Annotated in this window: 29 protein-coding genes and 3 tRNA genes; 27 read left to right on the top strand and 5 right to left on the bottom strand. The window is 67.6% G+C overall.

The features are described from left to right. Window positions 1-18 precede the first annotated feature (18 nt). From ACOGXQ_RS18925 to ACOGXQ_RS18945, 5 genes are all read left to right on the top strand, one after another. Complete coding sequence (locus ACOGXQ_RS18925; protein WP_419945155.1) at window positions 19-405, top strand: hypothetical protein; 387 nt, start codon at window positions 19-21, stop codon at window positions 403-405. Then, window positions 398-628: a hypothetical protein gene (locus ACOGXQ_RS18930; RefSeq protein ID WP_419945156.1), complete on the top strand. Its 231-nt coding sequence runs from the start codon at window positions 398-400 to the stop codon at window positions 626-628. Before ACOGXQ_RS18925 ends, ACOGXQ_RS18930 begins: the two co-directional genes overlap by 8 nt. Window positions 629-645: 17 nt before the next feature. Beyond that, a complete protein-coding gene (locus ACOGXQ_RS18935) occupies window positions 646-903 on the top strand; it encodes a hypothetical protein (RefSeq protein WP_419945157.1) in 258 nt (85 codons plus the stop codon). Then, window positions 900-1,781 (top strand): tRNA (adenine-N1)-methyltransferase, encoded by an 882-nt coding sequence (locus ACOGXQ_RS18940; protein ID WP_419945158.1) that lies wholly within the window; start codon window positions 900-902, stop codon window positions 1,779-1,781. Before ACOGXQ_RS18935 ends, ACOGXQ_RS18940 begins: the two co-directional genes overlap by 4 nt. Window positions 1,782-1,956: 175 nt before the next feature. Then, a complete protein-coding gene (locus ACOGXQ_RS18945) occupies window positions 1,957-2,760 on the top strand; it encodes a S1 family peptidase (RefSeq protein WP_419945159.1) in 804 nt (267 codons plus the stop codon). A 46-nt stretch (window positions 2,761-2,806) separates the two neighbouring features. Here the strand turns inward: ACOGXQ_RS18945 and ACOGXQ_RS18950 are convergent, their stop codons facing one another. Next, entirely contained in the window at window positions 2,807-3,040 is a 234-nt protein-coding gene (locus ACOGXQ_RS18950; protein ID WP_419841415.1) for a ferredoxin, read from the bottom strand. 170 nt (window positions 3,041-3,210) lie between these two features. Between ACOGXQ_RS18950 and arc the strand changes: the two genes are divergently transcribed. The 8 genes from arc to lepB all read left to right on the top strand — a co-directional run bounded on the left by arc (window position 3,211) and on the right by lepB (window position 11,493). Further along, window positions 3,211-4,974: a proteasome ATPase gene (gene arc / locus ACOGXQ_RS18955; protein ID WP_419945160.1), complete on the top strand. Its 1,764-nt coding sequence runs from the start codon at window positions 3,211-3,213 to the stop codon at window positions 4,972-4,974. A gap of 11 nt (window positions 4,975-4,985) precedes the next feature. Next, entirely contained in the window at window positions 4,986-6,494 is a 1,509-nt protein-coding gene (gene dop, locus ACOGXQ_RS18960) for a depupylase/deamidase Dop (RefSeq protein WP_419945161.1), read from the top strand. A 77-nt stretch (window positions 6,495-6,571) separates the two neighbouring features. Further along, on the top strand, window positions 6,572-6,763 hold the full coding sequence (locus ACOGXQ_RS18965; protein WP_419945162.1) for a ubiquitin-like protein Pup: 192 nt from the start codon (window positions 6,572-6,574) through the stop codon (window positions 6,761-6,763). 5 nt (window positions 6,764-6,768) lie between these two features. Then, window positions 6,769-7,617, top strand: coding sequence for a proteasome subunit beta (prcB, locus tag ACOGXQ_RS18970; protein ID WP_419945163.1), 849 nt, complete (start codon window positions 6,769-6,771; stop codon window positions 7,615-7,617). Continuing rightward, window positions 7,614-8,345, top strand: coding sequence for a proteasome subunit alpha (gene prcA, locus ACOGXQ_RS18975; protein WP_419945164.1), 732 nt, complete (start codon window positions 7,614-7,616; stop codon window positions 8,343-8,345). The genes prcB and prcA overlap by 4 nt, the downstream gene beginning before the upstream one ends. Before the next feature lie 21 nt (window positions 8,346-8,366). Then, window positions 8,367-9,725, top strand: a complete 1,359-nt coding sequence (gene pafA, locus ACOGXQ_RS18980) for a Pup--protein ligase (protein WP_419947431.1) — start codon at window positions 8,367-8,369, stop codon at window positions 9,723-9,725. A 122-nt stretch (window positions 9,726-9,847) separates the two neighbouring features. Further along, complete coding sequence (locus ACOGXQ_RS18985) at window positions 9,848-10,828, top strand: DUF3866 family protein (RefSeq protein WP_419945165.1); 981 nt, start codon at window positions 9,848-9,850, stop codon at window positions 10,826-10,828. After that, window positions 10,825-11,493 carry a signal peptidase I gene (lepB, locus tag ACOGXQ_RS18990; protein WP_419945166.1) on the top strand — a complete coding sequence of 223 codons (669 nt, stop codon included), beginning with the start codon at window positions 10,825-10,827 and terminating at the stop codon, window positions 11,491-11,493. Before ACOGXQ_RS18985 ends, lepB begins: the two co-directional genes overlap by 4 nt. 50 nt (window positions 11,494-11,543) lie before the next feature. Here the strand turns inward: lepB and ACOGXQ_RS18995 are convergent, their stop codons facing one another. After that, a complete protein-coding gene (locus tag ACOGXQ_RS18995; RefSeq protein WP_419945167.1) occupies window positions 11,544-12,281 on the bottom strand; it encodes a glycerophosphodiester phosphodiesterase in 738 nt (245 codons plus the stop codon). Window positions 12,282-12,367: 86 nt separating this feature from the next. Between ACOGXQ_RS18995 and ACOGXQ_RS19000 the strand changes: the two genes are divergently transcribed. The 10 genes from ACOGXQ_RS19000 (at window position 12,368) to ACOGXQ_RS19045 (ending at window position 20,833) form a co-directional block, all read left to right on the top strand. Further along, entirely contained in the window at window positions 12,368-12,637 is a 270-nt protein-coding gene (locus ACOGXQ_RS19000) for a hypothetical protein (protein WP_419945168.1), read from the top strand. Window positions 12,638-12,680: 43 nt separating this feature from the next. Then, a complete protein-coding gene (locus ACOGXQ_RS19005; protein WP_419945169.1) occupies window positions 12,681-13,052 on the top strand; it encodes a Sec-independent protein translocase subunit TatA/TatB in 372 nt (123 codons plus the stop codon). After that, window positions 13,049-13,942: a twin-arginine translocase subunit TatC gene (gene tatC, locus ACOGXQ_RS19010; RefSeq protein ID WP_419945170.1), complete on the top strand. Its 894-nt coding sequence runs from the start codon at window positions 13,049-13,051 to the stop codon at window positions 13,940-13,942. Before ACOGXQ_RS19005 ends, tatC begins: the two co-directional genes overlap by 4 nt. After that, window positions 13,939-16,377 carry a DEAD/DEAH box helicase gene (locus ACOGXQ_RS19015; RefSeq protein WP_419945171.1) on the top strand — a complete coding sequence of 813 codons (2,439 nt, stop codon included), beginning with the start codon at window positions 13,939-13,941 and terminating at the stop codon, window positions 16,375-16,377. Before tatC ends, ACOGXQ_RS19015 begins: the two co-directional genes overlap by 4 nt. After that, window positions 16,374-17,003: a hypothetical protein gene (locus ACOGXQ_RS19020; protein ID WP_419945172.1), complete on the top strand. Its 630-nt coding sequence runs from the start codon at window positions 16,374-16,376 to the stop codon at window positions 17,001-17,003. The genes ACOGXQ_RS19015 and ACOGXQ_RS19020 overlap by 4 nt, the downstream gene beginning before the upstream one ends. A 98-nt stretch (window positions 17,004-17,101) precedes the next feature. After that, window positions 17,102-18,778: an FAD-dependent thymidylate synthase gene (locus tag ACOGXQ_RS19025; protein WP_419945173.1), complete on the top strand. Its 1,677-nt coding sequence runs from the start codon at window positions 17,102-17,104 to the stop codon at window positions 18,776-18,778. Between the two features lie 68 nt (window positions 18,779-18,846). After that, window positions 18,847-19,347, top strand: coding sequence for an N-acetyltransferase family protein (locus ACOGXQ_RS19030; RefSeq protein ID WP_419945174.1), 501 nt, complete (start codon window positions 18,847-18,849; stop codon window positions 19,345-19,347). Between the two features lie 8 nt (window positions 19,348-19,355). Next, window positions 19,356-19,751 (top strand): NUDIX hydrolase, encoded by a 396-nt coding sequence (locus tag ACOGXQ_RS19035; RefSeq protein WP_419945175.1) that lies wholly within the window; start codon window positions 19,356-19,358, stop codon window positions 19,749-19,751. Between the two features lie 29 nt (window positions 19,752-19,780). Next, entirely contained in the window at window positions 19,781-20,146 is a 366-nt protein-coding gene (locus ACOGXQ_RS19040; RefSeq protein ID WP_419945176.1) for a M24 family metallopeptidase, read from the top strand. 123 nt (window positions 20,147-20,269) lie between these two features. Next, window positions 20,270-20,833, top strand: a complete 564-nt coding sequence (locus tag ACOGXQ_RS19045; RefSeq protein ID WP_419945177.1) for a carboxymuconolactone decarboxylase family protein — start codon at window positions 20,270-20,272, stop codon at window positions 20,831-20,833. A gap of 61 nt (window positions 20,834-20,894) precedes the next feature. On the opposite strand, the gene ACOGXQ_RS19050 is transcribed toward ACOGXQ_RS19045, so the two are convergent. From ACOGXQ_RS19050 to ACOGXQ_RS19060, 3 genes are all read right to left on the bottom strand, one after another. Further along, window positions 20,895-21,440 (bottom strand): beta-class carbonic anhydrase, encoded by a 546-nt coding sequence (locus ACOGXQ_RS19050; protein WP_419945178.1) that lies wholly within the window; start codon window positions 21,438-21,440, stop codon window positions 20,895-20,897. Between the two features lie 45 nt (window positions 21,441-21,485). Then, window positions 21,486-21,562: transfer RNA gene (locus ACOGXQ_RS19055), tRNA-Lys, on the bottom strand. Between the two features lie 43 nt (window positions 21,563-21,605). Next, window positions 21,606-21,682, bottom strand: a tRNA-His gene (locus ACOGXQ_RS19060). Window positions 21,683-21,891: 209 nt separating this feature from the next. Here ACOGXQ_RS19060 and ACOGXQ_RS19065 point away from each other — a divergent pair. From ACOGXQ_RS19065 to ACOGXQ_RS19080, 4 genes are all read left to right on the top strand, one after another. Further along, on the top strand, window positions 21,892-22,401 hold the full coding sequence (locus tag ACOGXQ_RS19065; RefSeq protein ID WP_419945179.1) for a glycine/sarcosine/betaine reductase selenoprotein B family protein: 510 nt from the start codon (window positions 21,892-21,894) through the stop codon (window positions 22,399-22,401). A gap of 69 nt (window positions 22,402-22,470) precedes the next feature. Then, complete coding sequence (locus ACOGXQ_RS19070) at window positions 22,471-22,899, top strand: hypothetical protein (RefSeq protein ID WP_419945180.1); 429 nt, start codon at window positions 22,471-22,473, stop codon at window positions 22,897-22,899. Window positions 22,900-22,932: 33 nt separating this feature from the next. After that, a complete protein-coding gene (locus ACOGXQ_RS19075) occupies window positions 22,933-23,871 on the top strand; it encodes an NUDIX hydrolase (protein WP_419945181.1) in 939 nt (312 codons plus the stop codon). A gap of 112 nt (window positions 23,872-23,983) precedes the next feature. Beyond that, window positions 23,984-24,057: transfer RNA gene (locus ACOGXQ_RS19080), tRNA-Arg, on the top strand. The last annotated feature ends 21 nt before the right edge of the window (window positions 24,058-24,078 follow it).

Here is a 24,078-nt window from a genome sequence, read left to right on the forward strand (position 1 = left end):
GCTCAATCCCGGCGGACGGTGCCAGAGCGAACAGTGCCTCGACGAGACGTCGGCCTGAGAGCCGAGCTTTCCGAACTGGTCGCCATGCTGCGGGCATACGTGGCGCAGGAGACGCTGGGTCCGCTGCGCGGCTTGGGCCGCTACCTGTTCTTCGGTCTGGCAGGGGCAATAGCCATCAGCGTGTCCATCGTGCTCGCCGCACTCGCCCTCATGCGTGTCCTGCAGACCGAGACGACGGTCTTCGGGGCCAACTGGTCGTTCGTGCCGCACTTGGCCGCAGCAGCGCTGCTCATCGTGGCGATCGTCTTGCTGGCGCGGTCGATCAAGCCGTCTAGGGGCACATACGACGCCGGCGGGCCTGCCGGCAGCGAAACAGACGATCACGGAGAGGGCGACGGTGGCTGACAACGACTTCGGGGGCGCTGACGGCGAGCGCATCACTCGGGAGGACATCACGGATCGGGTGCGGACGCTCGTCGGCAGCGCGGGCGACGCTGCGGAGCAGATGTCGAGTGCCGCCGTCGCGGCCGCTGCGGCCGTCGGCACCGGTCTGGTGTTGGCCGCGTTCCTGTTCGGGCGCCGCCGTGGGCGAAAGCGCAGCACCATCGTGGAGGTCGTCCGGGTCTGAGTGGGCCTGGGGCGGGTGTGACCATGACGTCGATGCGGGTTCTGGGGGGACTTCGGGACTGCGCTTTCCGTTCGGTGTGGAAGCGAGCCCGATCGGGCAGCGGGGTCTGGCTCGGCGTGGCGATTGCCGCCAGCGGGCTGAAGCTGCTGGTGAGGCTTTCGAGACGCAAGAGCGAGGTGGTGTACCGGGGCGAGTTGGCACCAGGCGAGCGCCTCACCATCGAGCACTTGCCGCACGGATGCGAACCCGACGATCCGCCGACGGATCACGTGTGAGCGACACCGGCGAAGCCCCACAGCAGCTGCCCCCCGAGGGGGGCGCCGAGACACCGGTGGGCGATTTGCAGGCCGGTGAGACGGTGCTCATGATCGACAGCCGGCAGCGCCGCTACTTGGTCGCGCTGCGCAGCGGAGGCGAGTTCCATACCCACGCCGGCGTGGTGGCGCACGACGAGATCATCGGGTCGGGCGAGGGTTCGCAGTTCCGCAGCGGTTCGGGAGCACGGTTCGTGGCAGTCCGGCCGACGCTCGCCGATCAGGTGCTGAAGATGCCGCGGGGCGCGCAGGTGATCTATCCGAAGGATCTCGGCGCGATCTGGATGCTGGCTGATGTGCGGGCGGGCATGTCGGTGTTCGAGGCCGGCGTCGGCTCGGGAGCGCTGTCGGCGACCCTGCTGCGCAGCGGCGCGCTCGTCACCGGGTACGAGTTGCGGGAGGACTTCGCCGAGCGGGCAGCGCAGAACGTGGCTGCCGCGGCGGGGACCGAGGCGCTCGACCGCTACGACGTCCAGCTTCGAGACGCCTACGACGCCGTGGATCCCCCCCGGCTTACGGCAGCCCCGGACCCTTCCGCAGCGGGGGGCTGCCCGGGTGCCTTCTATGACCGGGCTGTGCTGGACATTCCCGAGCCTTGGCGGGTGGTGGGCCACTTGGTCGGCACGCTGCGGCGCGGGGGAATCCTGGTTGCCTACAACCCGTCGGTGACTCAGGTGCAGCAGCTGCGCAGAACGCTCGATGACGGTCCTTGGTCGATGATCGAGACCGTCGAAGTGCTGCATCGCAGCTGGCATGTGAAGGGGGCCTCGGTGCGACCCGATCATCGCATGGTCGCCCACACCGGATTCCTGACCAGTGCCAGGCTCATCGGGACGTGAGTGACAGCGAGACTGGGGAGATGCCGACCGCGCTGGGGAAGCAGATCCTCTGTGCCCGATTGATCGAGGCGTGAGGCGCATCGCGGCGCACCCCGTTCACGCTCGGAGGCGCCGCGCAGCGCGATCCCCTCGAGGACACCTGCGGTGGCGGGCGCTGGGCCTTGGCGTCGTGCTGGTGGCTGTCGGGCTCTGCTCGTGCGGGCGAGATCCCGACGACTCCGGTCGGGGGGAACCGGCCGGCGAGCCCGTCGCCTTCATCGAGACCAGCGACGGACCGGTGTGGCTGGGTGCCCCGCCGGCGTCGGCGACCGTCGACGACAAGGTGCTGGCGGATGTGGCGAGAGGCGTGGCCGCGGTACGGGCGGTCGGCTGCGGACCGGTGTCGCAAGGATCCGCGTTCGCCGTGGCGCCGGGACTGCTGGTCGGTGCTGCGCATGTCGTCACCGGGGCGCCGAGCATCGAGATCGAATGGGCGCCAGGTGCTGGCAGCGAGCTCACCGTCTCCACGGCGGCCGTCGTCGGCTACGACACGGCGCGAGATCTGGTGCTGCTTCGATCCGACGCTGAGATGGCGCCGTTGCGCGTCGACCGGGTGCGTCTCGGCATCTCTGGCGCAGTGATCGGCTATCGCCAAGGCCAAGGACTCGTCGTGTCGCCGGCACGCATCGAGCACCACTTGGCGGCGTTCGGGTGGTGGGGTGAGGGGACCAAGCGGAACGTGTATCTCGTCGCCGCCGATGTCCGCACCGGGCAGTCCGGCGGGCCGCTGATCGACCGCGACGGAAGCGTCGTCGGTGTGGCGTTCGCCTCGGTTCAGGGGCCGCGGGACATCGCGTTTGCGCTCAGCCGCGGCGAACTGCTGGGGTTCTTGGCCTCAGCAGGCGTCGACGTGCAGTTGAACTATCTCGGCGAGACGGTCATCACCGCGCAGCCCGGGCGTCTTGAAGAAGCACCTCACGGCGAGTGCCGCATCGGATGAGAAGATGCCCACGCTTCGATTGCTGTGCTTGTCGCTTCATCTCGGCTCACGCTTCGATGAAGATGCACTCCCCGGGGCATTCTTCGGCGGACTCGATCACAGCGTCGAGTTGTGAGTCAGGGAACTCTGCAAGGCCCTCGACGCCACCTGGGTCGGAGAAGACCTTGTCGCCTTCCTTGACGTACGCCAAGCCGTCGTCAAGAAGCGTGAAGACATCTGGAGCGATCTCTTCGCAGAGCCCGTCACCGGTGCACAGATCCTGATCGATCCAGACCTTCATCGTGTAGGACCCTTCCTGTGAGACGACTCGCGGGGAATTGAACCAATGGTGAAATCTACCGAGTCGGCGCGCATGCTGCACGGCACTCGCCAGCAGCGTACCGCGGCCGGGCTGGATGAGGAGCCGTTCGTCACGGTGTAACACCAGCGTGCGGGTAGTGTCGGCCGCGCATGGACCCCGACGGCACCGAACCAGCGCGCAGCAGCGCAGCAGATGCGGGAGCGCTCCACAGCCGCTTGCGCGCGCTCGAGGAAGAGGTCGCTCTTCTGCGTCGAAAGCTTGCCGACACCCCCGCACGCATCAGCACGCTCGAGGAGCGCCTGCTTGATGCCAAAGGGCAGCTCTCAGATGCCGTTTCTCGGAACGAGAAACTGACCTACACGCTGCGGGAAGCACGGGAGCACATCGCTGCGCTGCGCGAAGAAGTCGACAAGCTGACGCAACCGCCGTCTGCGTACGGCACATTCCTGGCACGCAACGATGACGGCACAGCAGACGTTCACGCCAGCGGCCGCAAGATGCGCGTCGCGCTGCATCCCGACCTCGCGGAGACCGAGTTGGTCGAAGGCAGCGAGGTCGTGCTCAACGAGTCCTACAACATCGTGCTCGCACGCGGACCCGAGACCTCCGGCGAGGTCGTGACCCTCAACGAGGTGCTCGAAGACGGGTTCCGGGCGCTGGTCACCGGGCGCGCCGACGAGGAACGCATCGTGGAGCTGGCGGGCGACCTGCGCGACCAGCCATTGCACTCGGGCGACAATCTGCTGCTCGACGTGCGTTCCAACATCGTGCTGGAACGCCTGCCTCGACCCGAGGTGGACGATCTGCTGCTCGAGGAGGTGCCTGATGTCACCTATGACGACATCGGCGGCCTCGACACGCAGATCGAGCTGATCACCGATGCGGTCGAGCTGCCGTACCTGCACCAGGATCTCTTCCGCACCTACGACCTGCCTGCGCCCAAGGGCATCCTGCTGTACGGGCCGCCCGGCTGTGGCAAGACGCTGATCGCGAAAGCGGTGGCCAACTCGCTCGCAGCCAAGGTCGGCGAGGTGTCCACCCAGCAGGGAGCGCGCAGCTTCTTCATCAACATCAAGGGCCCGGAGCTGCTCAACAAGTACGTCGGCGAGACCGAGCGGCAGATCCGGCGCATCTTCGAGCGAGCCCGCGAGAAGGCCTCCGAGGGCTGGCCGGTCATCGTGTTCTTCGACGAGATGGAATCGCTCTTCCGCACCCGCGGCAGCGGCATCAGCTCCGACATGGAATCCACTGTGGTGCCGCAGCTCTTGGCAGAGATCGACGGCGTGGAAGGTCTGCGCAACGTCATCGTGATCGGCGCCTCCAACCGCGAAGACCTCATCGACCCGGCAATCCTGCGACCGGGGCGTCTCGACGTGAAGATCAAGATCAGCCGTCCCGACGAACAGGCGGCGCTGTCGATCTTCAGCACCTATCTCACGCCGAAGCTGCCGATCGACTCGATGGAGGTAGCGGATCTCGGCGGCGGCGATCCTCACAAGGCCGTCCGGATCATGATCGAGCGAACCGTCGACGAGATGTACCAGCCCCACGACCTCAACCGATTCCTCGAGGTCACCTACCAGAACGGCGACAAGGAAGTCATGTACTTCAAGGACTTCGCTTCGGGGGCCATGATCGAGAACATCGTGCGCCGGGCCAAGAAGAACGCCATCAAGCGCTCCTTGGCGACGGGCAGCAACGGCATCCGCCTCGACGACCTCATGGGTTCGATACGGCAGGAGTTCCGCGAGCACGAGGACCTGCCCAACACCACCAATCCCGACGACTGGGCGAAGATCTCAGGCAAGAAGGGCGAACGGATCGTCTTCATCCGCACCTTGGTCGACCCCGACGACAGCGATGCACTCGGCGGCCGGGCCATCGAGCGGGTCCAGACCAGCCAGTACCTCTAGAGTCTCGCGCGGTGGCGGTTCACAAAGTCGTTGGCATCGAGACCGAGTTCGGCATTCTCCATCGCTGCGACGGCGACTCCAATCCGGTGGCGGCGTCGTCGATGATCATCAACGCCTACGTCAACGGCTTCCTGTGCCAGCGGGTCAGCTGGGACTTCGACGACGAGCAGCCGGGCACCGACGCGCGGGGATTCAACGAGTTCGATGCGCTCGCGCCCGAGATCGAGACCCACTTGGTAAATGCAGTGCTCACCAACGGAGCTCGCTACTACGTGGACCACGCACATCCCGAACTGTCGACACCCGAATGCTCCGACGCCCGCCAGTGCGTGGTCTACGACCGTGCCGCCGAGGAGATCCTGATCCGCTCGATGGAAGCGGCCAACAGTCTCCTGCCAGACGGCGAGGAACTGGTGATCCACAAGAACAACAGCGACGGCAAGGGCAACAGCTACGGCTGCCACGAGAACTACTTGGTTGACCGGGATGTCCCCTTCAGTCGCATCGTGACGCACATCATGCCGTTCTTCGTGACCAGACAGGTTTTCTGCGGTGCGGGGAAGATCGGCATGGAAGCGCCGATGGCCGAGCCGCCGCCCGCGTCTTTCGAGAGCAGGCCGTTCCAGATCAGCCAGCGAGCCGACTTCTTCGAGGAGGAAGTCGGGCTCGAGACCACGCTCAAGCGGCCGATCGTCAACACCCGCGACGAGCCTCACGCCGATACGCGCAAGTACCGGCGCGTGCACGTCATCATCGGCGACGCCAATATGAGCGAGATCCAGACCTACCTCAAGCTGGGGACGACGTCGCTCGTGCTCGCAATGATCGACGACGACTTCGTGTCCGAGCCGCTGACGCCGCTGGTGCCGGTCGCGGCCCTGCGGCAGGTGAGCTGCGACACGAGCTTGCAGAGTCTCATCGATCTGGCAGACGGCCGGCGCATGCGAGCCACCGAGATCCAGTGGGAGTACCTCGAGACGGCCCGCAAGTACGCGCGGCGCCACGGGCTTGAGGCCGTCGGCGGCGACGACATCGGCAACGACATCCTGGACCGCTGGGAGGCTGTGCTTGCCCTCTTGGAAACCGACCCGTTGAGCTTGGCCTCGCAGCTGGACTGGGTGGCCAAGCTGCGCCTGTACGAGGGATTCGCGCAGCGCCACGAGCTCGATTGGGACGATCCGAAGCTGGCGGCGCTGGACCTGCAGTATCACGACCTGCGCCCGTCCAAGTCGCTCGCGCGGCGCATGGGCCTTGAGCGCATCACCTCCGACGACGAGGTGAACGAAGCAGTGGCGGCGCCGCCTCCGACGACCCGCGCCTACTTTCGAGGCTGTTGCCTCGACAAGTTCGGCGATCAGATCGTGGCTGCCAACTGGGACTCGATGGTGTTCGACATCGGTACGGATCCCCTGCGGCGGGTGCCGATGCTGGAACCCCTGCGAGGAACCCAGACCCATGTAGGTAACTTGTTGGACGAGTGCCGTGACGCAGCCGAGCTGCTGCGTCGGCTGGGCAACTGACCCGCCGCCAGCCAGCCCTGCGCACCTGCTGGCAGTGATCGGAACCCACACAAAGTCGAGATTCGAGGAGGCCCCAGATGGCAGAACGCTCCCAAAAGCGACGGTCGGCCCCGCGGGAGACCGAGAGTTCAGCGCCGGTGGGTGCAGCAGGCGAGGGTGCCACGGAGCTGAAAGCAGAGCTCGACGACCTGCTCGATGAGATCGACGACGTGCTTGAGACCAACGCTGAGGAGTTCGTCAAGAACTACGTGCAGAAGGGCGGCGAGTGACGGGTATGCCGTTCTTCGCTCCGGGCGACGACCCTGGGGCGAGCTTTACCGAACTGCTGCGCCGCACCGGCGGCGAGCCGTTCGCCGAATTTGCTCGGGCATCTGTCGCCGAGGGCGGTGTCGGGCCGATTGAGCGATCCCATGCCACCACGGTGCTGGCGGTGCGAAGCGCTGAGGGCGTTGTGGTGGCGGGCGACCGGCGCGCCACCAGCGGGCACCTCATCAGTCATCGGGACATGCGCAAGGTGTTCCCCGCCGACTCGTTCTCGGCGGTTGCCATCGCGGGCGCAGCCGGACCTGCCGTGCAGATGGTGCGCATCTTCCAGTTGCAGCTCGAGTACTACGAGAAGATCGAAGGCAGGCCCCTCAGCCTGGAGGGCAAGGCCAACCAGCTTGCGGAGATGCTGCGGGCGCACCTGCCCCAGGCGATGCGCGGCTTGCCGGTGGTGCCGATCTTCGCCGGGTTCGAGTCCAGCGACGGCCGCGGCCGGCTGTTCCAGTACGACGTGACCGGCGGCCGCTACGAAGAGCAGGACTACGCCACGGCGGGGTCGGGGAGCCTGCATGCGGGCACCGTGCTGAAGCTCGGTTTCCGGGACGACCTGAGCGAACCCGACGCGCTGGCGCTCAGCGTCCAGGCGCTGTGGCACGCCGCTGACGAGGACAGCGCCACCGGCGGACCGGATCCGGTGAGGGGCATCTATCCGGTGCTCGCATCCATCGGCTCAGACGGCTTCCGCCAGCTCAGCGACGACGAATCCGCAGAGGTGTTCGCTGCGCTGCAGGCCAGTCTGGCGAGCGGCGGCAACGGCGGCTCGACAGCACGCCTGGGTCTCCCGGAGGCCGCTCGATGAGCATGCCCGGGCTGTACGTCAGCCCAGAACAGCTCATGCAGGATCGGGCTGACTATGCCCGCAAGGGCATTGCCCGCGGCCGCTCGCTCGTGACGCTGGAATACGACGGCGGCATCGCCTTGGTGGCCGAGAACGCCAGCGCGACGCTGCGCAAGGTGTCGGAGATCTACGACCGCATCGCGTTCGGCGGCGTGGGCCGCTACATCGAGTTCGACCAGCTGCGCATCGCCGGGGTTCGCCATGCCGAGTTGAAGGGGTATCAGTACTCCCGATCCGATGTCGAGGCACGCAGCCTGGCCAACCAGTACGCGCAGATGCTGGGCCAGTTCTTCACCCACGAGCTCAAGCCGCTCGAAGTGGAGATCGTGGTGGTGGAAGTGGGCATCGGCGGCGAGGCCAATCAGCTGTACCGGATCCAGTACGACGGCACGGTCATGGACGAGGAGGCCTACTGCTGCATCGGCGGCGATGCCGATGCGGTGCGCGAGCGGGTTGCGGAGGGCTACGACCCGAGTCTCGACGCCTCCGCTGCGATCCGGCTGGCTAGCGAATCTCTCGCGGGTCCTGAGCGCGACATCACCGCTGCCGATCTCGAGGTGGCACTGCTGGATGCGATCGTGCCGGATGCGTCGCACCGTCGGCGTTGTTTCCGCCGTCTCGATGACACCGAGGTCGAAGTCGTCCTCGGTGACGGCGCCGCATCGACCGCTGACGGCTCAGCCTCCTGATTCGTTAGTACGGTGAGCGCCGTGCATCGGCGCATCATGGGTCTCGAGAACGAGTACGGCGTCACCTGCACGCTGCGAGGACAGCGCCGTCTCAGCCCCGACGAGGTGGCGCGCTACCTGTTCCGCCGCGTCGTGTCGTGGGGACGGTCCAGCAACGTCTTTCTCGTCAACGGGGCGCGTCTGTACCTTGACGTCGGCAGCCACCCCGAATACGCGACGCCCGAGTGCGACTCGGTCTACGATGTCGTATGCCACGACCGCGCGGGCGAGCGCATCCTCGAGCAGCTTGTGGCCAGCGCGACCGACCGGCTTGCCGAGGAAGCGTTCAACGGCACGATCTTCCTGTTCAAGAACAACACCGACTCGGCGGGCAACAGCTATGGCTGCCACGAGAACTATCTGACCAGCCGCGCCGACGACTTCTCGAACTACGCCGAAGTGCTGATCCCGTTCCTCGTCACCCGCCAGATCTATGCTGGGGCCGGCAAGGTGCTCAACACTGCCAAGGGTGCCCGGTACTGCATCACCCAACGGGCGGAGCACATCTGGGAGAGCGTGTCGAGCGCCACCACCCGCAGCCGGCCGATCATCAACACCCGTGACGAGCCGCATGCCGATGCCGAGCGCTTCCGCCGGCTGCACGTCATCGTGGGCGACTCGAACATGAGCGAGTACACGTCGTTCCTCAAGATCGGCGCTGCGGCGCTGATGCTGCGGATGCTCGAGGACCCGGCAGTGGTGCTGCGAGACATGACGCTGGAGAACCCGATTCGGGCGATCCGCGAGATCAGCCACGACATCACCTGCCGTCGCAAGGTGCGCTTGGCGAACGGCCGCGAGGTCAGTGCGTTCGACATCCAATCGGAGTATCTCGAGCGGGCGCTGCGTTTTGCCGAGACCAACGAGCTCACCGCCGAGGAGTCACGGGCGCTGCAGATGTGGGAGCACTGCATGACGGTCATCGACGACGACCCGCTGAAGCTGGACCGCGAGGTGGACTGGGTCATCAAGCACAAGCTGCTCACCGGCTACGGCGAGCGCAACGGTGTCGGCTTCGACGACCCTCACACTGCGCTGCTCGACCTGCAGTACCACCATGTCCATTCGACGCGCGGCGTGTTCTACTTGATGCAGAGACGAGGATTGGTGGAGCGGGTCCTCGACGACGCAGATGTCCGCCGAGCCACTGATGAGGCCCCTCAAACCACCCGGGCCCGTCTGCGAGGGGCGTTCGTCCGTGAGGCCAAGGCCCGGCGCCGGGACTACACGGTTGATTGGGTACACCTGAAGCTCAACGATCAGGCCCAACGAACCGTCCTGTGCAGGGACCCGTTCCGTTCCCACGACGAGCGCGTCGACAAGCTGATCGAGTCGCTGTGATGGGTGCCGCCGCACGCACAGGCCCGGGGCTCAGCCTCTCGGCCGACTGAGGCCGGCGGATGCCGCGTTTTGCGCGTCTGCGAACCGCTGAGGTGCGTGACGTCAGGCCGGGTCTGCAGCGCATGAGGCTGCACGACGGCAGCGAGGCGTACGCGTTGACCGATCTGTGCGGCCCGACTGAAGTCGGCGACGAACTGCTCGTGAATGTCTCGGCGGTCGAGTTGGGACTTGGCACCGGCGGTGCCCATGTGGTGCACACCAATCTGAGTTCGCCGTATCTGGGGGATGCGGGCATGGGACATGTCATGAAGGCCCGCTACTTGGCGGAGCAGCTTCCGGTCGACGCATCCGAGGAGTCTTGGGAACGCTCGGGTGACGGCGGTGACCTTGGTGAGCTGCCGTCGCTGACGGGCGTCCGGGTGGTCCTCTGTGTGCTGCACAGTCACGCGCTGGCGCTGGCAGCGGCGACCCACGATGCAACCGGCAAGGCACCGGGCTATGTCATGACCGACGGGGGCGCACTGCCATTCGTGCTCAGCGACCTCGCTGCTGCGTGTCTGGAGCGTGGTGCTGTCGCGGACGCGGTCAGCACCGGGCAGGCGTTCGGTGCGCCGATCGAGTCGGTCACCGTTGCGGGGGGCGTTGCAGCACTGGCATCGCAGCGCATCGACCGGGTGATCGTGTCGCCCGGGCCCGGACATCTCGGAACTTCGAGTCGGCTGGGTTTCTCGGGGTTGGACCTGGCCGGCCATGCCGCTGTGCTGGACGGCCTCGGCGCAGCGACGGCGGTGGCTGCGCGTGCGTCATCTGATGACGAGCGGGAACGGCACCATGGCGTCAGCCATCACACTCGGACGGTGCTGGCGCTTTCGCCGCGGCGCACGGTCGTGCCGGTGCCCGCTGGCGTCGCCGTGGCGCCCAGCGATGCGGGATGGATCGCCTCGCTGGGCGAGCGGGCGGTCTCGGTGGTTCCGGCGGCCTTGGCCGACGCGCTCGTTCGGATGGATCTGCAGGTGACCTCGATGGGACGCCCGCTGGAGCGCGACGGTCAGGCCTGCGAATGGCTCGGTGCCGCGGCGACCTGGCTGACGGCAGTGTCGTGAGCCTTCTCGACGAGCCCACCGATCCGGAGCCTGATGAGTCCGTTCCTGAGTCCGTGAGCCTTCTCGACGAGTCCATGGGTTCCGATACGGATGCCGCGCCGCTGAGACGCGAGCGTCTGCCGCGCATCCGGCGAGCCATGAGCAGGCGCACACGCAACCTGCTGTCGTGGTCGTGGGTGATGATGGCTGCGGTGGTGCTCGCGCTGCTGATGAGGACCTTTCTCGTTGCGGCGTTCTTCATCCCGTCCGAGTCGATGGAGCCGGAACTGCAGATCGGCGATCGGCTGCTGGTCTCCAAGCTCAGCTACCGCATCGGCGAGCCCAGCCCCGGAGACATCGTCGTCTTTAGCACCCCCGATCAGCTGCGGGATCCGCAGACTGCTGAACTTGTCAAGCGCGTCGTGGCGATCGGCGGCCAGACGGTTGGGGCAGTGGACGGCCGGCTCACCATCGACGGGACGTCGGTGAACGAGGAGTATCTCCCGTCCGACGTGTACACACGCGACTTCGGACCTGTGCGGGTGCCAGCCGACCACATTTTCGTCATGGGCGATAATCGGTTCTCCAGCCAGGACAGTCGGTACTTCGGCCCGATTCACCGCAATGAGATCGTCGGGAGAGCTTTCGCGCGCTTCTGGCCTCCCAACCGGCTCGGGGGCTTGTGAGAGCGATGAGGAGTTGCCCCGCTGGCGAGTTCGGGCGATGAGGGGCACGCTCAAGCGGGACTGGTCCCGCAGATGCCGCCGCCGCTCTGTGACTGTGATGGACCGCTGCGGTGGCTGATGCCGACCAAGAGCCGGCCGACGTGGTCGCCGTAGAGGCCGTCGAGGCCCATGTCGCGGAGTCCCGCGGCCAAACGAGTGTGCTGGACATCCCAACCGAGACAGAACCGCTTGAAGCGGTGGAACAGGGCCGCGAGTCCGCCTGTCCAGTCTTTCGCCGGGAGGTTGACGGCATCGATGCCGGCATCGGCCATGGCGGCGGCCCGGCGCTCGGGGCCTTCCTTCATGCGACGAACGCGGGTCGAGTCGACGACGCGCGCGCTCGTGCGGCTTCTCAGGTCGGTCAGCAGGTCCCAATCCTCGTGGCAGATCCACAAGCGCTGTTCGGCCTTGGCGTCGCGGGCGGCTTCGATGACTGCGTCAGCGGCAGCAGGGTCTTTCAGATCGACGGAGAGCTCGAAGTCCGAGCCGCAGGTGTTGTACATCTCGGCCAGCGTGGGTACATCGGGTCCGATGCGCTCGCGCAGCAGCGAGCCGAAGGCACGGCGGACGCCCCGATGCCAGACGACCCCGTCGTGGTCCAGCATCGGGTGACCGTCGCTGCTCAGCCACACATCGGTCTCGAGACCGGTCGCGCCCATCTCCAGTGCCGTTGCGAAGGTCTCGAGCGCATTCTCGGGGCCGTGAGCCCGACCGCCACGGTGCGCGAAGGTGATTGGGGGCGTGAGCAAGGACGGCAGCGGCTGCGGAAGCACATCTCTATCGTGCCAACTCGGACACGGTCCCCGGTGGCATGTCGAGCCCTATGGTTCGTGTCATGGGAGCGATCTGGCTGCTGCCCGCGGTGGTGTTCGGCATGCTCGTGGTGGTCGCCACGCTGCTGATCCAGCGACTCGCCGCTGAGATGCGAGCCACGGCTGCCGCTCTGGCATCCATCTCTGAGGCGGTTTCATCTGTGCGGGCCGACCTCGTGCGAGCGCGAGATGCCATCGACAGCTTGGACGTGCCGTCGCTCCGGCAGATAGCGGGAGAGCGCGCACTCGGCATCGTGCTTCGCTGGGCCGCCCGCCGGGTGCTGCCGATGTGAGCCCGAGAACCGTCCCGGCAGGCGGGGGTTCTACCATCGAGCCGTGAGCCTGCAGCCCAACGAGGTGCTGATCATCGCGCTCGTGGCCTTGATCGTGCTGGGTCCCAAGCGGCTGCCGGGTGCCATCCGGGGCATCGGCCGAGCCTTTCGGCAAGTACGCGACTTCTCCGCATCGGTTCGCCAGGAGATGGACGCCACCCTCTCGGCGCCGATCATCGAGCCTGCCGACCCGCCCGCGAAGCCCAGATCGCCCGAGGGGGCTGAACCGGCCGCGGAGCCCGCAGCAACGGCGGAGATGTGGGCGATCGGACCCGCTGCAGATGAGCCAAGAGCGGCTGATGCTCTGCGGGCCGCGCCGTCCGAGTCCGCTGCCGACCCGGCGGAGGAACGTCCGACCAGCGACGGATCTGCGTGAGGCTCTGGTCCTGGCGCCGCCCGCGGCCGCCGGTGATGGGTTTCTGGGATCACATCTCCGAGCTGCGCAACCGTCTCATCCTGAGCATCGTCGCGATTGGGATCGGCATGGTCGTGGGCCTGCTCGTCTACGACTGGCTGCTCGAGACGGTGTTCCTGCCGCCGTACTGCCGGGTGCTCGACGCTCGCGACGCTCCCGCGAGCGTGCTGGGGGACTCGTGCAGCCTGGTGATCACCTCGCCGCTCGAGGGCTTCCGTACGCGCGTCAAGGTCTCGGCTTACTTGGGCGTGGTGCTGGCGATGCCGGTGCTGCTGTGGCACCTGTGGAGGTTCATCACCCCGGCCTTGGATCGGCGGGAGAAGCGCTGGGCGATCCCGTTCGTGGCCGCCGGATTCCTGCTGTTCTCGTCGGGCGCGGTGCTCGCCTATCTCACCTTCGAGCGGGCGCTGGATTTCCTGATCTCCGTCAGCGGCGATGCCGTCGATCCGCTGCTGGGTCCGGGGGCCTACTTGGGCTTGGTGACGTTCATGATGCTGGCATTCGGCATCGGCTTCGAGTTCCCGATCGTCCTGATCTTCGCCCAGCTCGCCGAGTTGGTGACGCCGCGACAGCTCAACCGGGTCCGCCGCTACGCCATCGTCGGCATCGTCGCCGGTGCAGCTGTCATCACGCCTTCGGGCGACCCGATCACGCTCGCTGCACTGTCGGTGCCGTTGTACGTGTTCTATGAACTGTCGATCCTGATCGGCTGGCTGATCCTGCGACGTCGCGGCGGCGCTGGGCCATTTCGACTGAGGCGCCGCTGCAGCCAGGAACCCCCAGCATCCCAGGACGCACCCCGGGGTGGGATTCAAGGCGAGGCCACCGGCGTTGCGGACCCCGGTCCGTGAGCGAGAGCAGCGCCCGGCGCCAGCCGACGGCCGGCATCGGCGGCGGCACTGAACCCGCGCTGCCGCCGCTGCTGGCAGGCCATGTGGCGGCGCGGGGCATCACGCCCGACGGCTTCCAGCTCGAGGCCTTCGAGGTGCTGCAGCGGGGCAACTCGGTGCTGGTCTCCGCGCCGACCTCGTCGGGCAAGACGCTGGTGGCGGAGTACGCGATCGCAGAGGCCCTCCGAGCCGGCCAGCGGGCCGCCTACACGACACCCACCAAGGCCCTGTCGAATCAGAAGCTGCGTGATCTGCGCTCGTGGCTGGGTGCGGATCGAGTGGGGCTGCTCACCGGCGACAACGTCATCCGGCCCGATGCCGATGTGGTGGTGATGACCACCGAAGTGCTGCGCAACATGATGTACACGGGTTCATCGCATGTGGCCGAGTTCGGCATCGCAGTGCTGGACGAGATCCACTGCCTGCAGGACCCCTACCGGGGGGCCGTCTGGGAAGAGGTCATCATCGGCACCCCGGCGCACATGCGCTTGGTGTGCCTGTCGGCAACGGTGAGCAACGCCGCCGAGCTGGCGGCTTGGATCGACACGGCCGCCGGGCGCTGCGAATCAGTGGTGTGCTCGGAGCGCCCGGTGCCGCTGGAGGATCGATTCCTGCTGTACGAGCGGCACAGCCGGCGCGTGCTGGACCTTCCGACGCTGCAGGACGGAGGCGCGAACCCCGAGATCGAGCGGCTGGAAGAACGGGCCCGTGCCCGCTCGAGCGGACATCGACGGCACCGCTCGAGGGGCGTGCGGCTGGCCCGGCCCCGGCGCTCGGAGATCGTCGAGCATCTCGCAGCCGGCGGCAAGCTGCCCGCCATCGTGTTCGTGTTCTCCCGCCAGGGCTGCGACGATGCTGCCCGGGCGCTGGTGGCGGAGGGCGCAGCGTTCCTCGATGCCGCCCAGCAGCACCGAGTCCGCGATATCGCTGCGGCCCATACGGCCGCACTGGGCAGCAGCGACCTCGAAGCGCTGGGCTACGACGAGTGGCTGGAGGGCCTGCAGGCAGGCGTCGCAGCCCATCATGCCGGTCTCGTGCCGGCCTTCAAGGAGGCGATCGAGGACTGCTTCACCGCCGGGCTGCTGGCCGTGGTGTTCGCGACCGAGACCTTGGCGCTGGGCATCAACATGCCGGCGCGCTCGGTCGTGATCAGCCAGCTCAGCCGATTCCGCGGCGAGGGCTTCGCGATGCTGACCCCGGGCGAGTACACCCAGCTCACCGGCCGCGCCGGTCGCCGCGGCATCGACGACATCGGCTGCGCCTACACGCTGTGGCACCCGCAGACGCCATTCGGCGAGACAGCGCGCCTTGCCGCCAGCGCCGACTTCGAGCTGGAGTCGTCGTTCCGGCCGACCTACAACATGGTGGCCAACCTGATCGCCAGCCGGACCCACGCTGGGGCCACCGAACTGGTGCGCAGCTCGTTCGCCCAGTGGCGCGCCGATCGGCGCATCGACGAATGGCTCGCTGCGCTCGAGTCCGAGCGGCGCGAGCTGCGCGAGGCGCGAGCACGGGTGCGGTCGATGGGCGGCGGACCATCCGCTGGCCGATCTGGCGGCGGCGGGCACCGGGGACCCCCCCACGGGGGTCGGCGGCCCCGCGGGCGACCGGGTAACCGGCGCCCTGACCGAGCGCTCGCCGAGGCCGAGCGGCAGGCTGAGCGCATCGGGGCCAAGGTCAGCCGGCGCAAGGAGCGGATCAAGATTGCCAAGGGAGGGCTGGCCCGCCAACTCGACGCCACCAACGCGGTGCTGAACGAGTTCGGCTGCGCTGAGGGCTGGTCGCTCACGCCGTCTGGGGAGTGCCTGCGGTCCGTCTTCCATGAAGCGGACCTGCTGACGGTGCTGGCGCTGCGCGACGGCCTCTTCGACGGGCTGAGGGCGGCCCAGCTAGCCGCACTGGTCTCGGTGCTGACCTACGAGCACCGTTCCAGCCAGCCTCCGCCAGCCCCCCGCTACCCCGACGACGAGTGCCGGGAGCGCACAGCGCTCATCTTCGAGCTGTCCGCCGAGATCTCCGAGGCGGAGCGCCGCCACAGCCTCACGCTTTCCCGCCCGCCCGATGCGGCGTTCCTGGCGACAGCGCACGCGTGGGCCTCGGGTGCGACGTACTCCCAGTTGTGGCGGACCGACCTCGTCGGCGGCGACGCACCCGCGGGGGGCGATTTCGTCCGTCAGATGCGACAGCTGATCGATCTCACCGACCGCATCGCCGATGTGGCCCCCTCCGCCGGCACCCGGCGCACGGCTGCTGCGTCATGTGCTGCACTCGACCGTGACGTGGTCGCGGCTGCGGCGCGCGTGTTCGAGGAACCCTTGGCTGGGCCGGTCGTTGCCGGAGCGGGGGAGGGGTTCGCGACCGCAGCGGTGTCGACGCGTATCCGCAGGCTGCAATGACGATCCGGCGCGGCGAGCCGTGGGGCAGGACGGCACCTCTGCCGGACGGGGCGCCCATTGCCTCCAGCAACAGCGAGCTGCGTCAGGCGGTCACCGCCCAACGTGACGGAGCCAGCCGGCCCGAGCCCATCGGCGTGACCGGAGGCGACCTGTGGCGGGTGGTGGGCGCACCGAGCGGAGGCGCCCGACGCCTGCGCTCTGAGGGGGCCCACACGGCGCCCATCGATGTCATCGGCGTGCAGGCCGACGGGGAGCGCCTGTGGGCGTGCGTCGGAGTCATCGCACGCAATTCGTGGTGGCACGGCCCCGCTGTCGCCGTCATGAACGCCGACTTGGCCGGGACGTGGCGAGTAGCCCCCGCGGCCCATCCCAACGACGGACGCCTCCATGTGCTCGAGACCGGGCTCGACCACCCCCTCCTGAGCCTTCGGGATCGCTTGGCGGCCCGCCGACGCCTCCGAACCGGGGCGCACCTCCCGCACCCGGCCATCTCGGTGCGCCGCGTTGCTGACGCCGAGTTCCGGTTCGAGCGGCCGATGGCGCTGTGGCTCGACGGGGAGCGAGTGGGCAAGTGCCGGGAGCTGGACGTGGCGACAGTGCCGGACGCCGTCGAGATCGTCTTCTGAGCCTGCGCCTGCACGCAGCCGATCCGCGGGTGTCGGGAGTCGGTGCCATACCATCGGCATGGTGCCGTCAAGCAACCTGAGTCCAGCCTGAGCCGCCGGTGATCCACTACAACGCAGAGACCTTCACCCCCACAGAGCAGGACGTGCTGCGGCGCTATGTCACCAACCTGCGCCAGCCGGTCTTCGCGCTCGTGAACCTCCCCGAGGTGGTCAAGGGGGCCCTGTTCGCCCGCTACTCGAGGACGCACAAGAGCCTCCGTCGGCTGTTGCTCGACGAGTTCGTCGACGACCTCGACATCTCCGGGGACGAGACCATCGACGCCACCGTGGGCGTCGCGCGGGCCGAGCAGCTCTACCAGCGCGTGTTCGTCGAGTACGGCGACGACTCGGTGGCACAGCTCGGGGCCGTGCACCTGGCGTGCGAGCAGGCCTCGAATCTGCTGACGAAGATTCTCGAACGGGGGCGGTTGATGTCGTACCTCGAGCAGTCCACGAGGTACCTCGCCTACGACGAGCGCATCGGTGGCCGCTACCGATACCACCGGCCGCCCTCGGTGATGAGTTCGCGTGCCGGCACGCGTTTCGTCGGCGACGTCGACCGTATGTTCGACGCCTACGGCGAGATGGTCCGCCGGATGACAGCGTGGCTGACCGAGCATCCTGACTCCGTCCTGGGCGCCTCCGGGAGCGCTGCGTCGTCTGTCGCCACCAAGGCCGGCACCGTGCCGTCTGTCGTCGGCAAAGCCGGAGACTTAGCCCGTCGGCGCGCCATCCGTGCGCAGGCGTTCGACTCCGCCCGCGGGCTGCTGCCCGCCGCCGGTCTGTCCAACGTCGGCATCTTCGGCACCGGACAGGCTTACGAGGCACTGCTGCTGAGGATGCGGGCGCACCCGCTGGAAGAGGCCCGCAGCTACGCCCAGATGATGCTGACCGAGCTGCGCAAGGTCATCCCGTCGTTCCTGCGGCGGGTGGACCAGCCCGATCGGGGCATCGTGTGGTCGGACTACCTCGAGGCCAACCGGATCTCGATGACCGAGTTCGCCGCGGGCCTGTTTGCCGACGACGTCCCCGAGCCGGTCCCCGAGGTCGTGTTGACCGATTGGGATCCCGCCGGCGAGTCCAAGATGCTCGCCGCCATGCTGTACCCCTACACGTCGCTCCCGGAGTCGCAGATCGCGGTCCGCGTGGCCCAGATGACCGACGCCGAGCGCGTGGAGTTGACCAAGCGCTACTGCGGCGAGCGGACGAACCGTCGCCACCGGCCGGGCCGTGGGCTGGAGCGTCTCGACTACCGGTTCGACGTGCTCGCGGACTACGGCAGTTTCCGCGACCTGCAGCGTCACCGGCTGCTCACAGTCGAGTGGCAGCCGCTCAGCCCCCAGCACGGGTACGGGGTTCCCGCGCTGGTGGATGCAGCCGGCGGAGGAGAGGCCTACGACGACGTGATGGAGCTGTCAGGGGATCTGTACGACACGCTGGCCGAGACCGTCGGCACTCTGGATGCGTCGTACGCCGTGGCCATGGCCTACCGCGTCCGTTACAGCATGCAGTTCAATGCCCGCGAGGCGATGCACATGATCGAGCTGCGGTCGCAGTCCCAAGGACACACCGACTACCGGCGGATCGTGACCGAGATGTACCGGCAGATCTCCGAGGTGGCCGGCCACCGGGCGGTAGCTGCGATGCTGTCGCATGTCGACCTGTCCGAGGGACTCTTGGGACGCTTGGGCGCCGAGGAGGCCTTTGCTCGGCGGCGTTCAGCCGGGCCTGTCTGAGGGCTGCGGCGCATGGATCTGTCCTGCTGGATCCCGGATGAGGGAACCCTGCTGATGGAACTCGTCGTATGGACGTAATCGCCCGTCCTGCAACCAGCGAGCACATCGGCGTGCTTGCGGAGATGGCGACCGAGGCGGTGGCCGAGCAGGAAGACGCCCGCGGGGGCTGGGTCTGGTCGCGCCGGGAGGTGCGCGAACGGCCGTTCGAGGAGAGCCTGGCGGCGGATCTGGGCGATTCCGACAGCGCTGTGTGGATCGGCGAGATCGACGGTGTCCCGGTCGGCTATGCCGTGGCGGTCGTCGAGACCCTGCAGACCGGCGAGACGCTGGGACGGGTGACCGATCTGTACGTGACTCCTGGCGCCCGTGAGGTCAGCGTCGGGGAGGCACTGATCGGCGAAGTGCTGCAGTGGTGCGTCGAGCGGGGCTGCAGCGGGGTCGACTCGCTCGCGTTGCCGGGCAATCGAGCTACCAAGAACTTCTTCGAGACCTTCGGCTTCACTGCGCGACTGCTCGTGCTGCACCGCTCCCTGCAGCCCGACACCCCGTCGTCGCTGCGCACCAAATGATCGGGCCGGTGCCCACGGTGTGCGTCGGCGGCATCGCTGTCCGTGACGGCTCAGTGCTGCTGGTGCGCCGGGGCTGCCCGCCCGGCGAGGGTCTGTGGGCGTTCCCCGGTGGGCGTGTCGAGCCAGGAGAGAGCCTGAGCGAGGCGGTCGAGCGCGAGCTGGCTGAGGAAACCGGACTCGAGGTGCGCTGCGGGAACTTGGTCGGCGTGACCGAGCACATCAGCGAGTGCCTGCACTTCGTGATCTTGGACTACGCCGTGGAGTGCGATGCCGATGCGGTGCCCGTCGCCGGGGATGATGCGGCGGAAGCCCGGTTCGTGGACTTCGACGAGATCAAGGCGGAAGCGGTCCCGCTCTCAGGCGGGATGCGCAGCTTCTGTGACTGCCACCTCTTCGGCGACTGAGTCTCCGCCGGGTCCACTGCTCTCACTCGTTGCTGGACACCTGTCGGTTCCGCGCCGGACCCGACGAACCAGCGCCCGCACAGCGGCAGCTGCACCGCTTGGCCCGCGACCGGGTCACCCACAACCTCGGCATCATCGGCCCGGGCGTGACGTTCCGCGAGCACGCGCAGCGGGCTTGGGACATCCCTGAGTCCTACCGCCGCAATCGGTGCTGCCTGTCGGCTCACGGCTGCGGCATGACCGGCGAGTATCCCTGCCTGTACCACCGGGCCGACTCCGGCGACGCCGGATACGACGGCGTGATCGAACCAGGCATGACGCTGTGCGTGGAGAGCTGCATCGGCCGAGAGCGTGACCGAGGGCGTGAAGCTGGGACAACAAGTGCTGGTCACTGAGACTGGCACCGAGCTGCTGAGCACGTTCCCCTTCGAGCAGTCGCTGTCGACCTGAGGCCCAGGCCGGCCACGGCCAACCGCAGGGGCCTACATTCGCGGGTCCGACGAGAGGAGTGCCTGCTGATGCACTTGCCACGACCGACCTCACCACGACTTGAGCCGATCCCGAAAGTGGCCGCACGCGCCCGCGAGGCCATGGAGAATTCATTCGCCAACGCCATCAACGTCATTGCCACCCTCGCGCACAGTCGCCCGATCTCGCGGGCGTTCGGCGAGTTCGCCATGGCGATCTTGTACAAGGGCGACCTGTCACGCCGCGATGTCGAGATCGCCGTGCTGCGCATGGGCTGGAACTGCCAGTCTGTGTACGAGTTCGGCCAGCACACGCTGATCGCCCTGGCCGAGGTCATGACCGACGAGGAGATCTACCTCGTCACCCGACCCATCGCCGAGGGCAACTGGACGCCGGCAGAGGCGGCGCTGCTGCAGGTGGTCGACGATCTGTACTCCGACGACTGCGTCTCCGACGCCACCTGGGCCGAAGCGGTGTCGCACTTCAGCGAAGCCGAGATGGTGCACCTCATCGCTGCGTCGGGTTGCTACCGGATGGTCAGCGGCCTGCTCAACAGCACGGGCGTGCAGCGGGACGAAGGCGTCCCCGGCTGGCCTACGGCCCCGACGGGATGAACTGGTCGACGCACCCGACGTTCAAGGGGAACAATTCGGCAGGCCACCCCGCCAGCGTGTGTCAACCCGCGGGAGGCACCTCGTTGAGCAGGCCGGTGCCGACGTCGTAGATGAAGCCACGGACGGCCGTGTCGTGCTCGATGAACGGCGACGCCTGCAGTTGCGAGATCGCCGACCGAACATCGTCGGCGGGGTCATCGAAGGCGCCGATCGGCCAGTCGGGTCGGACCCCGAGGCGGTCATGGAGATCATCGCTGAACGCCGACTCGTCGAGTCCGCACATGCCGCATCCTGAGTGGTGAATCACCAGGATCTCCCGCGTGCCGAGCGCTTGCTGAGAGATGCAGAGCGAGCGGATCGCGTCGTCGGTCAGCACACCGCCCGCATTGCGGATGACGTGCGCCTCACCGACGGTCAGTCCCAGCGCTGCCAAGGGATCAATGCGCGCATCCATGCAGGTGAGGATGGCCACCTGCCGGCTGGGCGGTGCCGCCACGCCAGGAGTCGCAACTGTGGCTGCGGCCTGCCGGTTGTGCTCGGCCAACTCGTCGGCCGAAGGGCGGAATCCGGATGCTCCCGCTTTGCTGCCTGCGTCGTGTTGGCTCATCTGACGGCCTCGCCCGTGCACCGGCCGGAGTGTTCCGGCGGCGGGTGGTACGCCCCCTGGGACTTGAACCCAGAACCTGCGGATTAAGAGTCCGTTGCTCTGCCAGATTGAGCTAGAGGCGCGTGGTGCCCCGCAAGGCTAACGACACCCTCATTTCGAAGGTGCTGGGCGGATCGAGGGGATTCGAACCCCCGGCCTCCAGTGCCACAAACTGGCGCTCTAACCAACTGAGCTACGACCCGCACGGGGTGGTCAAGGATGCCACGGGCGCCGCGGCCTCGCTACCGATTTTCGGACCCCCGGCCTCCACTGCCACGCTGTGTCCGATGGCGCTCGCCGAGGGCGAGCGCGTGGCGCTCTCGCCGACTGAGCTGCGACCCGCATGGGGTGGTCCCCGATGCCACGGGCCACACCTCAGCCGAGTGCGGCCTCGACGGCGTACCGTAGACGTGTGAGCCCGCAGACCATCGCAGTTCGGCAGCCGCCCGTCGAATACATCCCCCGGATCACCGCCCAGTACATCGGGCTGGGGTATGGCGAGTACCGCTGGGTGCACAGCGAGACGCCGCCGCCGTGGACGCCGCTCACCAAGCCCATCTCGGAGTGCAGGGTCGGGCTCGTCGCCACTGGCGGCATCTACGTCACCGGCCAGACGGCGTTCCACTACCGGGACGACACGACCTACCGGGCCATCCCCACCGATGTCGACACGTCACAGTTGCGGGCGACGCACTTCGCCTATGACCTGACCGATGCGCGCTCTGACATCAACTGCGTGTTTCCCATCGAGACGCTGCGCACGTTGCGCGACAGCGGCGAGATCGGCGAGCTGGGCCCGAACGCGTACACCCTGATGGGCGGCATCTACAGCACCCGCCGGGTGCGTGAGGAGCTGATCCCAGCGCTCGCCAAGCGCTGTGTGGCGGACGAGCTCGATGCGGTGTTGCTGGTGCCGGTGTGACCGGTCTGCCATCAGACCGGGGGTCTGATTGCAAGGGCCATCGAGGCTGAGGGCATCCCGACACTCTCGATGTCGAGTGCCCGTGACATCACCCGTGCCGCCTGGCCGCCTCGATCCGTCTATCTGGATTATCCGCTGGGCCACACGTCGGGCAAGCCGCACGAGCCCGACCTGAATCTGCGGATCCTGCGGGACACGTTCGCTGCATTCGCCCAGCTTCGCGTCCCCGGCTCGATGGCACATCTGCCGCATCGCTGGTCGGAGACAGACCGCTGGAAGGACAAGGTGTTCGCGCCGTCCGCCAAGGCGGCTGATCTGCCCGAGTGCGCAACCCCCGGCGCCGTAGACGCGCAGCAGGACGGAGCCGGCGGCGGCTACGAGGACGATCGGGTCGAGCGGCATCCGACGCCGCAGCACCAGACCGAAGAGGACGCCGCCGCAGCCCGGCTGAGCCACGACGGCGAGGACTGCCTGGTCTGCGCCGGCATCGACTATTGAGTCGAGCTGAGCTGAGTGGGGCCTGAACCGTCGATGAGCGAGCAGCCCGAGCGCCGCGCCTCGGTCGGCGCGACATCACCGGGAACCGGCGGCGACTACGACCCCGCTGCCATCCCGGTACGGGACGCGGCAACGGTGCTGATCCTGTCCGGCGAGCACGATCCCCATGTGCTCATGCTCAAGCGCAACTCCCGTTCGATCTTCGTGGGTGACATGTGGGTGTATCCCGGCGGCGCCGTCGACCCCGAGGACGCCACGCAGGTCGCCGACGAAACCGTTTCGGGCCTGACCGATGACGAAGCCTCGTTTCAGATCGGCATCGAGCGCGGCGGCATTGCCTTCTGGGTCGCCGCCCTGCGGGAAACCTTCGAGGAAGCGGGAATTCTGCTGGCTCACCACGGCCACGCGGTCGGCGTCGACGACCCCCGCGACCTGCCCTCGGGAATCATCGACCTATCGCCGCCCGATGTGGCCGAGCGGTTCTCGCACTACCGGGACGAGATCAATGCCGGCGAGCGGGACTTCATCGAGACCGTCCGCAGCGAGGACTTGCTGCTCGACGGCGACAACGTCTATTTCATCGGTCGCTGGGTGACGCCGATGGGCTCGCCGCGCCGCTACGACACTCGCTTCTTCCTGACGGCGATGCCCGACGGCCAGGTGCCGCTGCCCGATCACGACGAAGCCGTCGAGCACCAATGGGTGCGACCTGCTGATGCCATTCGGCGCAACGAGATCGGCGACATGGTGATGATGACGCCGACGATCGGGATGCTGCAGCGTCTCTCCAGATTCGCGACCGTCTCAGAGGCTGTTGCCGCGGCGGGACGTGGCACTCCGGCCGACGATGAGCCGGTGCGGATCCGCTTCGACGACGAGGGTCCGCACCGGATCGCCTTCCCTGCCGATCCCGACTATCTGCAGTCAGACGGCAGCACCGAGGTGGGCATCCTGCGCTGGCCGCTGAACTAGGCGCCGACAGGCCCGACGTCCGAATGTCCCGACCAAGGTCCTCGCCGGGTCGCAGAGTCCTTGGACCAGCGGCGGTTGAGTGGCAGGATGTCCCCAGGCCATTGTGGCCAGAGCCCTCGTGGCGCAACTGGACAGCGCAGCGGGCTTCTATCCCGCCGGTTGCAGGTTCGAGTCCTGCCGGGGGCGCATCTGGAGATCTCTCGTGCA

Source organism: Candidatus Poriferisodalis sp. (assembly GCF_965208485.1).
GTDB lineage: Bacteria > Actinomycetota > Acidimicrobiia > Acidimicrobiales > Poriferisodalaceae > Poriferisodalis.